Source organism: Nocardia sp. PE-7, assembly GCF_030486425.1.
Classification (GTDB): Bacteria; Actinomycetota; Actinomycetes; order Mycobacteriales; family Mycobacteriaceae; genus Nocardia; species Nocardia salmonicida_A.
On record NZ_CP129614.1, the window covers coordinates 5,483,438 to 5,498,556 of the forward strand.

The window sequence follows — 15,119 nt, forward strand, 5'->3', positions numbered from 1 at the left end:
GAGAAGCGCCTTTCAGGCCGCGTGTTCGGCGACGCCGAGTGCGGTGAGCAGAGTGTGACGAATGCGCCCGAACGCGGGCAGGCTCGGATCGCGCACGCCGTTCAACTCGACCGGGATGTCGAGCGAGAGGCGTCCGTCGTCGAGCACGATCACCCGGTCGGCCAGGGCGACTGCCTCATCGACATCGTGGGTGACCAACAAGACGGTCGGGCGGTGCCTGCTGATCAGGTCCCGCAACAGGGCGTGCATCTTGATCCGGGTGAGCGCGTCGAGCGCGCCGAAGGGTTCGTCGGCCAGGAGCAGATCGGGTTCGCCGACCAACGAGCGGGCCAGCGAGACCCGTTGCTGCTCGCCACCGGAGAGTTCCCTCGGCCAGGCGCGTTCGCGGCCCGCGAGTCCTACTTCGGCGAGTACCTGCTCGGCCGCGGCGCGGCGTGTTCTCGGCTGTCCGTAGAGCACATTGGGCAGCACCCGCTGCCAGGGCAGCAGTCGCGAATCCTGGAACACCACCGAGGTTTTCGCCGGTATCCGCAGTGTGCCCTCACCCTCGACGTCGTAGTCGAGTCCGGCCAGTGCCCGCAGCAACGTGCTCTTGCCGGAGCCGCTGCGTCCCAGCAGCGCGACGAACTGGCCGGGCGCGATGGTCAAGTCGATCGAATCGAGCACCGTGCGGTCACCGAATTTGCGAGTCAGCGAACGAACCTCGACCCCGGTGACCTCGGTCTCGTTCACCCCGCGATAGTGCGTCGCCATGACAGCACCCTCCGTTCCACCAGACGGATCGCCGAATCCGAGGCCAAGCCGAAGATCGCGTAGACGACCAAGCCGACCAGGATCACATCGGCCTGTCCGTAGTTCTGCGCGTTCGACATCATCTTGCCGAGACCGTCGATGGCGTTGACCGTCTCGACCACGATCAGCACCAGCCAAGCACTGGTGACCGACATCCGCAGTCCGAGGAAGAAGCCGGGCAGCGATCCCGGCAGTACCACGCTGCGAATGAACTCCGCGCGCGAAACCCCTTGCACCTCGGAGAGTTCCACCAGCTTCTGGTCGATCGTGGTGAGTGAGGCGTGGGTCTGGATGTACATGTGCACGACCACGCCCAAGGTGATGAGCACGAGCTTGAATTCCTCGCCGATACCGAGCCACAGGATCATCAGCGGAATCAGGCCGAGGGTGGGAATGGCCCGTTTGATCTGGACCGGACCGTCGATGAGCGATTCACCCCACCGGGAAAGGCCCGCGATCACGGCGAGAGTGGTGCCGATGAGCACACCGAGGACCATGCCGATCAACACCCGTTGCAGCGACACCCCCAGGTTGGCCAGCAGCGGACCGTCGACCAGTAGTTCCCACCCGGTTTGCAGGACGGTCCACGGCGCCGACAGTTTGCGCGGGTCGATCAGTTCGAGCAGTGAGCCGGCGGCCCATGCCGCGACCACCAGGATCACGCCGAACAGGCGGGCGGCGGGGACGGCCTTGCGCAGGCCGAGTCGGCGTAGGGCGCGCCGCTCGACGAATCCGTCACCGGACGGCGCGGAGACCGGAATCGCGGTGCGAGACAGTGTGATCGTCACTGCTGCCCCTTGGTGCGATACGTCGCCGACACCGCGTCGAACGCGATCTTCTCGAATCGGCGGTCGAACAGTTCTTCAGCGGGGAAGGAATTACCGAAGAAACCTGCTTTGGTCACCAGATCGATCGTCTCCTGTTCCCAGATGATCGCCTCGTTCCAATTCTCCGGGAAATACGGCTTTTCCGTCGTGGCGATAATGCGTTTGCCGTCCTCGACCGACACCGTCTGATCCTTGACGTAGTACGCGTCGATCCATTCCGTGGGGTGCTCCCAGGCCCAGACTTCGCCGCGTGCCCAGAATTTCACGAATTCGGCCACGGCGGCGGCTTTGCTGTCGTCACGCAACACCGAGGTCGGCGCCCACAGCACGGTCAGCGCGTCGACGGCGGGAGTGTCGATCGCGGTGGCGCCGTCGACGCGATACTTGTCGAGGTACTTGGTCAGCGTCGGTTCGCCGAACGGGGCGACGTCGATTTCCTTGGCCTGCAGGGCGGTGAGGAACTTCGTGCTGGGCAGCTCCACGAGCTGCACCTCGTCGGTGCGGATGCCCGCCGCCTTCAGGGTGCGCAACACCACCAGCCCCTGCGCCTGACCCGGCGAGAAGCCGATCTTCTTCCCGCGCAGCCCATCGAGGCCGGTGAAGTTCGATCCGGGGGCGGTGGCCAGCTTGTACAGCGGGGTCGAGCGCACCTTGATCCCGACGATCTTCGCGTCGAGACCGCTGGCGTGCGCGTGGATCGGCGGAATGCCCGCATTGGTGGCGAGGTCCACCGAACCGCCGCGGAAGGCCTGGATGACATCGGGACCGGCCTGTACGGCGGGCCACGACGACACCGTGAACGGCAGTTTGCTCAGTTCTCCCGACGCGGTCAGCGCCACTTTGGCGGTATTGGCCGCGACCGCGAGCGAGACCCCGGCGGGGACCTCGGTGGGCAGCGGGCTCGTCAGCGCGGCGCCGTCCTGGTCGCCGGTGGCGCAGGAGACCGCGAGCAGCGAAGTCGCTGCGGCGAGAAGTGCTATTCGTCGAATACTTTTACGCAAGGTGATTTCCCGGATTTGATCGAAGAATTATCGGCGACGGAATTCGAACCGCGACAACACAGCACATCCGACGTAACCCGGGCGACGCCGGACTGCATTTTGTTCATAGTGTCAACTGTCGCGTGTGCCGCCGCTTCCGGTCAATATTCGACTGCCTTAAAATAACCACGAATCAAACTGCTTGCGCGACAACCGTGCTCAGTGGATCACTGAACACTTCCTGCAACACCACCCCGGCAGCGGCCATCACCAGCACCTGCCCGGGGAAGGTCGACGCGAAGATCACCTCGGCGGGGTCGGCGCCGATCATAGAGTGGGCGCGCACCGCCTCGTCGTAGGCTTCCCGAACGCCGGGCACCGTGATCAGCCCGCGGTCGATCAGCACCAAGGCTTCCGGGTCGATCAGATCGATCAGCGCCGCGGCGACCTCACCCATCACCGTGGCACGCTCGATGAAGTACTCGCGTTCCGGGCCGCCCGCCGCGGCCGCCGCGACCAACTCGGGGAAGCTGTCGAATCGGCGGACGGTCTCGGCGCGGGCCAGCAACGCGTGGTCACCGAGTGCGTCGAGTGCGAATCTGTCGGTGGTGCCGAGTAATCGAGCGATCGAGCCCGCCCCGAAATGCGGCCCACAGTGGACGCGGCCGTGCACGGCGATGGCGGCGTCGATGACATTGCCGACGAACAGCACGATCGAACTCGCCGAGCCGCGCAACCGTCCGTAGAGCTGTTCGGCGTGCACCGTCGCGCGGGTATGGCTGTCCACGCTGACGGGTAAACCTGTTCGGGCACTGAGGTATTCGCGCACCGGCACATCTCGCCAGCGCAGATAGGAGTGTTCGACGACCGAACCGGTGGCGGTGTCGACGCGACCGCCGATCGCCACTCCGAGCCCGCGGATCCGCACGTGGTCCGGCAGGTTCGCCCCGACCGCGCGCACTCGCTCGAGCACCGCGTCGAGGATGTCGTAAGGGGCATGGGTGCGATGGGGCACCTGCTCGCTGTGGAGCACCGAACCGGCGATGTCGACCACCGCGACGGTGATCTGCACCGCCGCGATATGCACCGCGATCACCACATTGCCCGCGGTGTCCAAGGCGATCGGGCTGTGCGGCCTGCCCACGCCGCCCGGCCCTGGCGACTCCGGCAGCTCGACGAGCAGTCCCGCCTCGACCAGCGCCCGGCTCTGCCAGGTGACCGTGGCCGGTGAGACCCCGGCGTGCCTGGCCACCACGCTGCGCGGTGCCGACCCGAGGTCGAGCACCGCCCGCAATACCGCCCCCGCGCTACTGTTCGTCATGCGCCACCTCGCCATCACCGCCGTTCGCTCACGGTACGGAGCGCGGCGGCCACGGCGAAGCCTTCGGCGCACCGTGATCACAAGCCTCGGCCCTTACACTTGGCCGATGCCGAACTACAGCTTCCGGTGTCGTTCCTGCGGCGACACGTTCGACGTCAACCGGCCGATGGCGCAGTCCTCCGACCCCGCCACGTGCCCCGCGGGCCACGACGACACCGTCAAACTGCTCACCACCTTCGCCGCGGTGGGACGCGGGTCGGCGCCGAGCCCAGCACCCGCACCCCGTCCGGCAGGCGGCGGTTGCTGCGGTGGCGGCGGCTGCTGCTGACCTCGTCGACCGGAGTCCACGGCCGCCGGTCGGACGTCAGTCGCGGCGGTCGGAGTGGCCGAGGTCGCGCTCGGGGGCGATCCGGTCGCGGACCCGCTGTTTGAGGACGGCGATGTCGGGAAAGCCGCCGTCGGCCTTGCGTTCCCAGAGCTGTTCGCCGTCGAGGGTGATGCGGAAGATGCCGCCCTGGCCCGGAACCAGCGCCACCTCGCCGAGTTCGGTGGCGAACGTGGTGAGCAGTTCCTGCGCCATCCAGCTCGCCCGGAGCAGCCAGCGGCATTGGGTGCAGTACTCGATCGCGATGCGGGGCACGTCAGCAGTATCCCTGGTTCAGGCCTGGAACGTGCCGTCGAGATAGACCCACGCGCCGTCGACCCGGACGAAGGTGCTCAGCTCGTGCATCGCGTCGCGCGTGCCGTCGAGCTTGTAGTGGGCGATGAATTCGACGGTGCCGTTGTCGTCGAACAGGCCGCCGCGCTGGGTGCCGACGATCTCGAGGAACAGCCAGCGCTGGTCCGCGTCGAGTTCGAGGTCGGCGGGACGGGTGCTGGGATGCCAGGAGCGCAGCAGATAGTCCACATCGCCCACGACATAGGCGGTGTAGCGCGAGCGCATCAGCGTTTCCGCGGTCGGCGCGGGCTTGTCCCCGGCCAGGATCGGGCCGCAGCAGGCATCGAACGGCTCGCCACGGCGGCACGGACACGGTTTCACTTCACCCATGCCGCCCATCCTGCCGGACCCGGCGGCCACCCCGTGCACCCCAGGTCCACCATGACCGCCGCCGATCACCCGAACGGTTGGTGGGCCAGGGGCGCGAGCTCCAGCGCTCGCGCCAGCTCAGCGGTCTGATCGCGCCAACGCCGGAGATCGGTGACACTCGGCGCCATCTCGTAGTCGAGATGATGTGCCGCCCGCGACAGCGCCGCCCACAACGCACCGACCTGACCAGCGGTCTCGGACCCGGCGTACACCCGCAGCGCGAGCAGCTGAGCCCGCATCGGACACCGCATCAGCTCCGGCGCCACCTGCGCCCACAGCTGATCCACCGCCTGCTCGAGCGCCAACCGCAGAATCCACGCCACCGCCCGCGACCACACCCCGCCGGCATCCGACACCGACCCGTCCAGCAGATTCTCGGCCGCTTCCAGCCGCTGAGCCACCGACGGCCGCGGGCTGAACTTCGCGCGAGCGGGCCTGGCACGACGATTCACGACGGCCTCACCGCACCGGCGAGACCACGCGGCGATCCGGCCGAGCCGCTCATGTTCGCACCGCGTTCGGCTCGTGGGCTCGCAGCCAGGTGATGAATCGTTCGGTGTCACTGATCAATTCCCGCATCGGACGATCGATCGGCACGTGCGCTCCCGCGGTGGCGTCGCGTAGGACGCCGACGAGCCAGCGTCCGCCGACCGCGCTCAGGTGCTTGTTCAGGTCGTCCACGCGGGCGCCGACGCCCATGATCGCGAGGGTGATCATGGCGCGGGTGGTGTGCGCGTTGCGCACGCGCCGCTCCACCTCGCCGTGTTCGAGGCCGCCCGCCAGTAGTTCCTGGCGGGCCTTCGCCAGCCCGGCCGCCTCGATCGCCGAACGGCAACAGGTCGCGACGAGTTCGTCGGCGATGGCGGCGGGCAGTTGCGGTGTGCGGAGCAGGGATCGGGCGTCGTCGAGATAGCGGCGGACCGGGTCACCGGTCACTCTGACCTCGACGATCGAACGCTCGCGACGCTGGACTTCGAGCACGGTCGCGTCGAGCTGCATGCGGCGCACCGCCTCGGCCAGGCGCTCGTCATGGGTGAACACCACTACCTGCCGCGATGCCGCCACCTCGGCGAGCACCCTGGCCAGCCCGTCGACCTTCGCGGGATCCATCGCCTGCACCGGGTCGTCGATCATCACGAATCGGAAAGGGCTGTGCGCCACCGTGGCCCGCGGCAGGAACAGTGAGAGCCCGAGCGCGTGCAGCTCCCCCTGACTCATCACCCCGAGCGCCGCGCCGTCCACTTCGTCGACGGTGACATCGAGCAGCACCCGCCGCGCCGTCCCCGCGCTGCCCTGCAACCGAATCGCGCCCAGCTCCACATTGCTCTGCTGGCGCAGGGTGCTCCACACCCAGCGCGCCGTGGTCTCCAGCGGCCGCATCCGCTCCTCGCGGATCGTCGCCGTCGCCGACTTGAGCCAGTCGGCCGCCTTCTTCACGACCCGCAGTTCGCTCGCGTGGTCGGCGACGGCGCGGGCGGGGTCGAGCCAGGCGAGAATGCGCGGGACCAGCGGCGACCACACCGTATCCAGGCGATCCAGCTCGGTCCGCGTATCTCGTTGCAGTGCACCGAGTTCCACGGTGAGCTCGGCATGGATCGTGCGCAACCGATCCGGGAGCTGATCCTCGTCGGCGGTGGTGACCTCGGCCCACTCCGACCAGAGCCGCCCTACGATTTCGCGCCGCTCAGGCAACGAGTCCGCGGCAGTGGACGCACCAGAGGGCCCCGCGGGGTGATCGGCTCGGCGCGCTGTCGGTTCGGAGGTCGGCGCCGGATGCGAGCGGCTTGCCGCGCCGACACGGCCCGCGGACGCCGAGCCGAGCTCGATCGGCAGCGCTGCCGGTAGGTTGCGGGCCGCCACGAGAGCGGCGTCGAACTCCGCCGTGGCCGCTTGGAGGGCGGCGAGTTCCTCAGTCCGGTAGGCGATTTCGGAATCTGCGGCGGTGATCCAGTCGGCGTCGAGTTCGTCGCGACCGCAGACGGGACACGGGCACGAACCCGACGCGGTGACGTGTTCGCGTGCCCGGGTGAGCAAGGCGAGAACTCGCAGATCGGCATCGGTGTCGACGGTCGCGTGGCGCGCCACGTTCCGGGCCGCTTCGGCGAGCCGATCCGCCGCGGCGGCGACCTGCGCGGTATCGGGCAGGGTCAGCCGCAGGATCGCGCGCAAACCCTCGGGCCCGTCGATGCCGAGGACCGAGTCGGCCACCGCGCCCGCCACCGCGTCGAGATCGGGGTCCGGGGTGCGCAGCAGGTCGGCCACACCGTGTGCGCGTTCGTCATCGGCCTCGGCGAGCTCGACCAGCAGGTCGGCGTGGGACTGGCGCGAATCCTTCACGGCGCGTTCGAGTTCCAGCTTGCGCAGTCTGATCTGCTCTGCCGCCGCGGCCAATTCGTCGAGGCCGAGCAGGCGATGCAGCGCGTCGAACAGGTCGCTCGGCTTCCCGTCGACGAGCGCGCCGAGTTCGCTGTAGGAAAGGAACGGCCGGTACAGATCGAGCCGTTGCCGCCGGCCCTGGGGGTCCACCGAGGTCACCGGTTCGGATCCGCGCCGCTCGGTCCACCGCGCGTCGGCCAGTTCCGCACTCTCGTCCCAGACGGTGGCGACCGAGACCTGCGGCTCCTCGCCCGCCGTGAGCAGTTCGACATCGATGCGGGCGGTATCGGGTTCGTGCAGGTTGCGCCAGCCCTCCCGCCATGCGGTCGATCTGCCGTCCCAACGCCGATTTCCACCGGTCAACGCGAATTCGGCGGCCTCGGCGAAACTCGACTTCCCGCTGCCGTTGCGACCGACCACCAGCGTCAGCCCCGGCCCCGGATTCAATCGCAGCGTCGCCGCGGGCCCGATCCCACGGAAGCCCTGCACGGTGATCGACCGCAGAAAGACCCCGGTATCACCGGAATCCGTTGCGGCCGAATCACCGTCGACAGTTGCGAGCGCGGCAAGCACGCATTCGGCGACCCGTTCCTCCACTGCCGGGTCGGCGGCGAGCTCGCGCGCGACCACCTCGGCGATCCGATCCGAGCACACTGGCGACATCCCCCTTCGCGTCGGCGCGCGACGCCGCGATCCTGATGGAAACGCTACCCGATCGCCGGAAGTTCGCCCAGGGGATGCGCAGGCCCCTCAGCGAATCTGCCCGCGGGAGTGGAATGGCCATCGCGGCGCCACGGCGGGCCCTCGATGTCCACCCCTCGCCCACCCCGGCGGGCAGCTCGATGAGGTGTTCACACCCGCGTTACGCTGCGTCGAGCAGCGCGGGCGGTCCGGGCGGTGCCGAACAGGTCAGAATACGAGATATCTCGGTTCATAGCAAGAGCTGAAGCACGAAATTGCCGCAGCGCCAGCATTTTCCACCGGCTTCGCCGCCTGCACCGTTAGTTGTCGGTGGGTTGCGGTAGATATTCGGCGAACAGAGAACGGGGGAATCCGATGACCGAGCAACGCACGCCGTGGACCGAGGACCAGGTCCGCGCGCTGGCGCCCGACGCGAGCTCGCTGGCTGCCGCGCGCAAGCTGGCCGGTCGCTGGCGCGAGACCGGCACCGCCGGGAACGCGGTGTGGGGGCTGTGTCAGGGCAGTGGAGCCAAGCCGTATCAGGCGATCGTCGACCTGGACGGGCCCGCCTACAAGTGTTCGTGCCCGAGCCGCAAGTTCCCCTGTAAGCACACGCTGTCGTTGTTGCTCACGTGGTCGAGCGGACAGGCGCCCGTGCGGGATGCCCCCGCCGATTTCGCGGCCGAGTGGCTGGCGGGGCGGGCCGCGAAGGCGGCCGCCCCATCCAAAGCCAAAGCAGCGAGCACGCCGTCGCAGGCTTCCGTCGAGCAGCGGCGGACCCGCGTCACCGCCGGGCTCACCGAACTGGAGGTCTGGCTGACCGACCAGATCCGGACCGGACTGGCTCAGACCGACCGTTCCTACGCCGCGTACGAGGCGATCGCGGCCCGAATGGTCGATGCCCAGGCGCCGCGTATCGCCGAGACCCTGCGCAGGTTGCCCACCGCGGTCGTCACCACCGAGCACTGGCCCGAGCTGCTGTTGCGCGAGTACGCCCGTCTACACCTGCTGGTTCTGGCCCATCGCAGGCTCGATGCCCTACCCGAGCCGCTACAAGCGGGAATTCGCACCCACATCGGCTACCCGACGTCGGCCGAGACGGTCCTGACCGAGCCGGCCGTCCGGGATCGCTGGCTGGTACTCGGCATGCGGACCAGCGAGGAAGAACGGCTGCACACCCGGCGTACCTGGCTGCGCGGTCGCAGTAGCGGACGCTGGGCCCTGCTCATCGAACATTCCTTCGCCACACCGAATTTCACCGGCGAGGTGCCCGCGCCCGGCAGCGAGGTAGACGCCGAACTGCACTATTACCCCGGCGCGGCATCGTTGCGCGCGCAGTGGGGCACCCGCCACGGCGTACCCGAACCCTTCACCACGGTCCCCGCTGTCGGCGGCACCACGATCGACGACACGTTGGACGCCTACGCCGGCGCCTTGAGCGACGATCCGTGGCTGCGCTCCTGGCCCGCGCTGCTCACCGATGTCGTGCCGGTGCTCGACGAGAGCGGTTGGCAGCTCGTCGCTACCGACGGCACCGCGCTGCCACTGCAGGCCGGCGTCCGCCCGTGGCGGCTGCTCGCCGTCGCGGGTGGTCACCCGGTGACGGTGTGCGGCGAGTGGCGAGCCGACGGCTTCGACCCGATCTCGGTTCTCGGTGCGGGCGAGGTGCACGACCTGGAAACCGAATTCCCCACGCAGACGACCCCCACCCCCGCACTGGCCGAACTCGTCTCGGTAGCTCTGCTCGGCACCGCCCGCCGCAGTGCCGACGGCGTCCACCTCGACTCCGCCGTCGCCACCGCGGTACCGCAGCACGCGGGCGAACCAGCCACCCGGCTGCTCCACACCGCCGCCTTGCAAGACCTGTACCTGCGCGGTGGACAGCTCCCCCGCACCGCGGCGAAACCCGAACCCGCCGTGGATGATCCACGCCCGCTGCTCCCCCGGCCCGCCGCCGACCGGCTCAGCCGCCTGCTCGCGGACAAGTCGCCGTTCCTCGCCGAATGGTTCGCCTCGGCTGCACCCTTCGACTTCCGGCTCCCCGATGTGCTGTGCGTCCAGGCGCTCTCCGCTGCCTCCGACCCCGCGCTGCGCGCACCGCTGCTGCGACTGGCCGGTCGCCGCGGACGCTGGCTCGCCGCCCGCAACCCGGCCTGGGCGAAGCTGGTCGACGAATTCCCTGTCGACGCGTCCAGCTCTCTTTCGGGCGCCACCCACACCGATCCGAGCACCACTGCCGAGCCGGAAGCGCCCGCTGCCCACGATGTCTGGTTGTTCGGCACCTCCGGCGAACGAAAGGACTGGTTCGCGCGTACGCGCCGGGCAGATCGCACCGCCGCGCTGACCACGCTGACCACGGCGTGGCCCAAGGAGTCGGGGCCGGTCAAGGCGGAACTGCTGGCGTTGCTTGAGGACGGGCTGAGTTCGGCCGACGAAGCACTGCTCGAGCGAGCGCTCGACGATCGGCGCGGCGATGTCCGGCGCACCGCGACGACGCTGCTGAACAAGCTCCCGGACGCCGCTTTCGGGCGACGGATGGCAGCGCTGGTGGCGTCGTGGATTCGGGTGGAGAACAACGGCACCGTCGAGGTGACGGTGCCCGCGGAACTCGACGCGCAGGCACGGCGCGACGGCATCACCGACGCGACCGATCAGGCGAAATTGCGCTGGGACACCCCTGATTCGACGATCACGACCCTGCACCAGGCGATCGCCGCGACTCCACTCACCGCGTGGGCTCCGATCGTGCACTCCACCGGCGAGAACACCGCCGCCACGGCGCTGACCCTGGACCTGCCACCGCGCTATGCCAAGGCGATCGTGGACGGCTGGGTCGACGCCACGCTCGCCCAGCGCGATACCGCGTGGGCGCGTGCGCTGTTCGCCCACGCGACGCCCACCGAACAGGCGGTCCTCCGGCGTCGCGAACTGTTCACTCTGCTCGATGCCGCCGACCGGATCGAGCACGTGCTCGATCTCGACGCGCACCAACTCAACGAACTGCACGCGATCCTGCCCGGCCTCGATCACCCATGGCCGCAACCCGTGGCCGCCCACGTGCTGCGCCTGTTCGGCGAGCGCGCGCGCACCACCGCGCGTCAGCCACATGCCAGCGCGGGCGTGTACACCGACCGGGCGCTGCTCACCGCGGCGAGCGTCCACCTCCCCGTCGAGCTCGCCGCGCGGGTCACCGCGCTCGCCGACACCACCGAAGACCCCGCCTGGCAACAGGCTTTCCACCGACTCGCGCACGATCTCACCGATCGCGCCACCATGCTCGAGGAGCTGCGATGACCACCACCGAACCGTCGACCACCCTGCTGCGTCCCCACGCCGAACAGGCCTTCGCCGACGAGTTGGCCGCCCTGAGCCGCGTCGACGACCGCGTGCGTCCGCCGTCCTGGAAACTGTCGCCGTGGGCGGTGGTCACCTATGTCCTCGGTGGCACCCTGGACGACGGCACCGTGATCACGCCCAAGTACGTCGGCCCACGCAGGCTGATGGAGGTGGCGGTCGCCACCCTCGCCACCGACCGCGCGCTGCTGCTGCTCGGCGTACCCGGCACCGCCAAAACCTGGGTGTCGGAACACCTCGCGGCCGCGATCAGCGGGGAGTCGACGCTGCTCGTGCAGGGCACCTCCGGCACCGCGGAAGAAGCGATCCGCTACGGCTGGAACTACGCCCGCCTGCTCGCCGAGGGGCCGAGCGATGCCGCGCTGGTCGCGTCGCCGGTGATGACCGCGATGCGAACCGGCGCCATCGCCCGCATCGAAGAACTCACCCGCATCCCCTCGGATGTGCAGGACGCGCTGATCACCATCCTGTCCGAGAAGACCCTGCCCGTTCCCGAGCTCGGCGGAGAAGTGCAGGCGGCCAAGGGTTTCAACGTCATCGCCACCGCCAACGACCGTGACCGTGGTGTGAACGATCTGTCGTCCGCGCTGCGCCGCCGCTTCAACACCGTGGTGTTGCCGCTGCCCGCCGACGAGGATTCCGAGGTCGCCATCGTCAGCCGTCGCGTCGAACAGCTCGGCGCCGCACTGGAATTGCCGACCGTGCCCGCCGCCGCCGAGGAAGTCCGCCGCGTGGTGCGGGTCTTCCGCGAACTGCGCTCCGGCATCACCGCCGACGGCCGCACCAAACTCAAATCCCCCTCGGGCACCCTGTCCACCGCCGAGGCGATCTCGGTGATCACCAACGGCCTCGCCCTGTCCGCCCACTTCGGCGACGGCGTCCTGCGCGCCTCCGACATCGCGGGCGCCGTGCTCGGATCGGTGATCAAGGACCCGGTGGCCGACACCGTGATCTGGACCGAATACCTCGAGGCCGTCGTGCGGGAACGGCCCGACTGGGCCGACTTCTACCGGGCCTGCCGCGAAATCGCCGGCTGACACCCGCTGCCGGGGAGGACGGAACACACCGCACACATGGGGTTTTCGATGAGTCAAGCCAAGAAGGCGACCAGCCGGGCAACCGGTGAAGCCACGCCCGGCGATGCCGATATCCGCAGGAGCACGACCGCGGGTGATGTCGTCGAGACGCAGGAGGGCACCGCGAGCGCGAAGTCGAGCACAGGTTCGGAAAGCCATCCTGTTGTGGACGCAGCAGCGGTGACGCGGGTGTTCGGCATCCGTCACCACGGACCGGGGTCGGCGCGCTCGTTGCGCCACGCACTAGAGGAGTTCCGGCCCGACGCCATTCTTATCGAAGGTCCCGCCGACGCGGATCCGCTCGTGGGTTTCGTCGCCGCCGACACGATGAGCCCACCGGTCGCGTTGCTTGCCTACGTCCCGGATTCCCCTGCCCGCGCCGCGTTCTGGCCGTTCGCCGTGTTCTCTCCCGAATGGCAGGCCATGCGCTACGGCGTCGACCACGCCGTACCGGTCCGCTTCTGCGACCTTCCCGCCACGCACGTCCTCGCCGCCGACGATGACGCCCGTGGCGGCGGCTCCGACCCGCTGGCGGCCCTGGCCTCGGCCGCGGGCTACGACGACGCCGAACGCTGGTGGGACGCCGTCGTCGAATCCGTGCCCGACAGCGCGGCTTTCGACGCCATCACCGAAGCGATGGCCGCTCTGCGCGAGGACGCCTCGCACTCCGCGACAGGGATCACCCCGCCCGTAGCGGACGCTCCGCCGCAGCTCGGCGTGCCTACGCCGAGCGATGCCGACCCGGTGTCGATACCCGGCGTTCCGGAGCGGTCGGAGAACCCCTCGGCGGCACCCGGATTCGTGTCCCCGGCAGGCACTGATCGGCAGGACGCCGCGCTTGCGCCGCTGATCGTCGACCATCACACGCTGGTCCGCGAGGCGCATATGCGTCAGGTGATGCGGCAGGTACTCAAGGGCGGCGCGAAACGATTGGCGGTGGTGTGTGGCGCTTGGCACGCGCCCGCGCTGGTCGAACCGCTCGGGCCCGCCGCACCGGATACGCGACTGCTCAAGGGTTTGCCGAAGACGAAGGCCGCGTTGACCTGGGTGCCGTGGACGCATTCGCGGCTGGCGGCAGGATCGGGTTACGGCGCGGGCGTCACCTCGCCGGGCTGGTACCACCATCTCTTCACCGAGACCGAGCGGCCGGTGGCACGCTGGCTGACCAAGGTCGCCGGGGTGCTGCGCTCGCACGATCTGCCGGTGTCGAGCGCTCACATCATCGAGGCGGTGCGACTGGCGGACACACTCGCCGCGTTGCGCGGCAGGCCGCTGCCGGGTTTGTCGGAGGTCACCGAGGCGGTGCGGTCGGTGATGTGCGGTGGCGACGAGACCATGCTGCGTCTTGTCATCGACGAACTCGTCGTCGGCGAGACGCTCGGCGGTGTCCCCGAGGACACCCCGACGGTCCCCTTGGCCGCCGATCTGCGGGCGCGCTGTAAAACACTGCGGCTCAAGCAGGAAGCGCTCGCCCGGACTGTCGATCTCGATCTGCGTAAGGAACGCGACGTCGAGCGTTCACATCTGCTGCACCGCCTGCGCCTGCTCGGTATCGGTTGGGGCACTCCGACCACCGGTGAGGTTCGCAGCACGGGCACCTTCCGTGAGACGTGGACGCTGCGCTGGGAACCGGAGTTCGAAGTCCGCATCGTCGAAGCGGCCGTGTGGGGAACGACCCTGCGCACCGCCGCCGAGACCAAGATCCTCGATACCGCGAGCCGCGACGACGTCACCGTCACCGCCCTCGCCCATGCACTGGAGACGGCCCTGCTCGCCGACCTTGGTGGCGCCACCGAAGGGCTGATCACCAGGCTCGAAGCGGCGGCCGCCCTCGACCACGACGTCACCCACCTGCTCGGCGCACTCCCCGGTCTGACCCGCACACTGCGCTACGGCGATGTCCGCGGCACCGATACCAAGGCCCTCGCCCACGTCGCCGACGGCCTGCTGGTGCGGATCTGCGCGGGTCTGCCCGGCGCCGTCACCGGCCTCGATACCGATGCCGCCGAGGCCCTGCGCGCCCAGATCGACGCCGCGCACACCGCCATCAGCACCCGCGACGACGAGCACGCCACCACCGAATGGCTGGCCACCCTGCAACGCATAGCCGACCGCGACGACGTGCACGGTGCGATCGGCGGTCGCGCGGTGCGCCTGCTGTGCGACGCCGAACGCATCGATGACGCCGACTCCGCCCGTCGACTCGCCGCCGCGTTGTCCATCGGCAACACCCCTGCCGCCAAAGCCGCCTGGGTCGACGGCTTCCTGGGCGGGCGCGGCCTGCTCCTGGTCCACGACCGAGAGCTGTTGCGCCGCATCGATGAATGGCTGCGCGAGCTCAACGAAGACCAGTTCGTCGCCACTCTGCCGCTGCTGCGCCGCACCTTCGGCTCCTTCGAATCCGGTGAACGCCGGGCCATCAGTCAGGCCCTGCGAGACACCGGATCCGCACCGACGACCGCCCGGGGCACCACCGAGGTCGACCCGGTCCGCGGTCGACTCGCGCTGCGCACCGCCACCGCGATCCTCGGCGCCGCCGGATGACCGCCCCTGGCAGTGGGGCGACCGCCTCGTGCCCGGCGGGCCCGCACGCGACACAGCAACCCGATCACTCGCTCGATCACG

The 15,119-nt window shown here is 69.3% G+C and carries 12 protein-coding genes; 4 read left to right on the plus strand and 8 right to left on the minus strand.

The genetic code is table 11. The annotated features are described in order from the left end of the window. Nucleotides 1-12: 12 nt before the first annotated feature. From QX204_RS25775 to QX204_RS25790, 4 genes are all read right to left on the minus strand, one after another. On the minus strand, nucleotides 13-753 hold the full coding sequence (locus QX204_RS25775; RefSeq protein ID WP_301902970.1) for an ABC transporter ATP-binding protein: 741 nt from the start codon (nucleotides 751-753) through the stop codon (nucleotides 13-15). Beyond that, nucleotides 729-1,568 (minus strand): ABC transporter permease, encoded by an 840-nt coding sequence (locus QX204_RS25780; protein ID WP_301908116.1) that lies wholly within the window; start codon nucleotides 1,566-1,568, stop codon nucleotides 729-731. Before QX204_RS25780 ends, QX204_RS25775 begins: the two co-directional genes overlap by 25 nt. A gap of 8 nt (nucleotides 1,569-1,576) precedes the next feature. Then, a complete protein-coding gene (locus tag QX204_RS25785) occupies nucleotides 1,577-2,620 on the minus strand; it encodes an ABC transporter substrate-binding protein (protein ID WP_301902972.1) in 1,044 nt (347 codons plus the stop codon). Nucleotides 2,621-2,792: 172 nt separating this feature from the next. Then, entirely contained in the window at nucleotides 2,793-3,920 is a 1,128-nt protein-coding gene (locus QX204_RS25790; protein WP_301902974.1) for an ROK family protein, read from the minus strand. 106 nt (nucleotides 3,921-4,026) lie between these two features. Between QX204_RS25790 and QX204_RS25795 the strand changes: the two genes are divergently transcribed. Next, on the plus strand, nucleotides 4,027-4,248 hold the full coding sequence (locus QX204_RS25795; RefSeq protein WP_301902976.1) for an FmdB family zinc ribbon protein: 222 nt from the start codon (nucleotides 4,027-4,029) through the stop codon (nucleotides 4,246-4,248). Nucleotides 4,249-4,284: 36 nt separating this feature from the next. On the opposite strand, the gene QX204_RS25800 is transcribed toward QX204_RS25795, so the two are convergent. The 4 genes from QX204_RS25800 to QX204_RS25815 form a co-directional block, all read right to left on the minus strand. Continuing rightward, nucleotides 4,285-4,500: an Rdx family protein gene (locus QX204_RS25800; protein ID WP_235569469.1), complete on the minus strand. Its 216-nt coding sequence runs from the start codon at nucleotides 4,498-4,500 to the stop codon at nucleotides 4,285-4,287. 78 nt (nucleotides 4,501-4,578) lie between these two features. Then, nucleotides 4,579-4,977, minus strand: a complete 399-nt coding sequence (locus QX204_RS25805; RefSeq protein WP_301908117.1) for a YchJ family protein — start codon at nucleotides 4,975-4,977, stop codon at nucleotides 4,579-4,581. Between the two features lie 56 nt (nucleotides 4,978-5,033). Continuing rightward, nucleotides 5,034-5,459 carry a hypothetical protein gene (locus QX204_RS25810; protein WP_301902977.1) on the minus strand — a complete coding sequence of 142 codons (426 nt, stop codon included), beginning with the start codon at nucleotides 5,457-5,459 and terminating at the stop codon, nucleotides 5,034-5,036. A 49-nt stretch (nucleotides 5,460-5,508) separates the two neighbouring features. Next, nucleotides 5,509-8,037 carry an AAA family ATPase gene (locus QX204_RS25815; RefSeq protein ID WP_301902978.1) on the minus strand — a complete coding sequence of 843 codons (2,529 nt, stop codon included), beginning with the start codon at nucleotides 8,035-8,037 and terminating at the stop codon, nucleotides 5,509-5,511. Between the two features lie 402 nt (nucleotides 8,038-8,439). Between QX204_RS25815 and QX204_RS25820 the strand changes: the two genes are divergently transcribed. Genes QX204_RS25820 through QX204_RS25830 form a run of 3 tightly spaced genes read left to right on the plus strand, consistent with a single transcriptional unit; the run spans nucleotide 8,440 to nucleotide 15,038 of the window. Next, a complete protein-coding gene (locus tag QX204_RS25820; protein WP_301902980.1) occupies nucleotides 8,440-11,358 on the plus strand; it encodes a DUF5691 domain-containing protein in 2,919 nt (972 codons plus the stop codon). Then, entirely contained in the window at nucleotides 11,355-12,455 is a 1,101-nt protein-coding gene (locus QX204_RS25825; RefSeq protein WP_056813159.1) for an ATP-binding protein, read from the plus strand. The genes QX204_RS25820 and QX204_RS25825 overlap by 4 nt, the downstream gene beginning before the upstream one ends. A 48-nt stretch (nucleotides 12,456-12,503) precedes the next feature. Beyond that, nucleotides 12,504-15,038, plus strand: a complete 2,535-nt coding sequence (locus tag QX204_RS25830; RefSeq protein ID WP_301902982.1) for a DUF5682 family protein — start codon at nucleotides 12,504-12,506, stop codon at nucleotides 15,036-15,038. Nucleotides 15,039-15,119: the final 81 nt, after the last annotated feature.

Bases quoted from the DNA above. Each gene is read 5' to 3' on its own strand.
- QX204_RS25775 (WP_301902970.1), bottom strand. From the start codon at position 753: ATGGCGACGCACTATCGCGGGGTGAACGAGACCGAGGTCACCGGGGTC.
- QX204_RS25790 (WP_301902974.1), bottom strand. From the start codon at position 3,920: ATGACGAACAGTAGCGCGGGGGCGGTATTGCGGGCGGTGCTCGACCTC.
- QX204_RS25795 (WP_301902976.1), top strand. From the start codon at position 4,027: ATGCCGAACTACAGCTTCCGGTGTCGTTCCTGCGGCGACACGTTCGAC.
- QX204_RS25800 (WP_235569469.1), bottom strand. From the start codon at position 4,500: ATGGCGCAGGAACTGCTCACCACGTTCGCCACCGAACTCGGCGAGGTG.
- QX204_RS25805 (WP_301908117.1), bottom strand. From the start codon at position 4,977: ATGGGCGGCATGGGTGAAGTGAAACCGTGTCCGTGCCGCCGTGGCGAG.
- QX204_RS25820 (WP_301902980.1), top strand. From the start codon at position 8,440: ATGACCGAGCAACGCACGCCGTGGACCGAGGACCAGGTCCGCGCGCTG.
- QX204_RS25825 (WP_056813159.1), top strand. From the start codon at position 11,355: ATGACCACCACCGAACCGTCGACCACCCTGCTGCGTCCCCACGCCGAA.
- QX204_RS25830 (WP_301902982.1), top strand. From the start codon at position 12,504: ATGAGTCAAGCCAAGAAGGCGACCAGCCGGGCAACCGGTGAAGCCACG.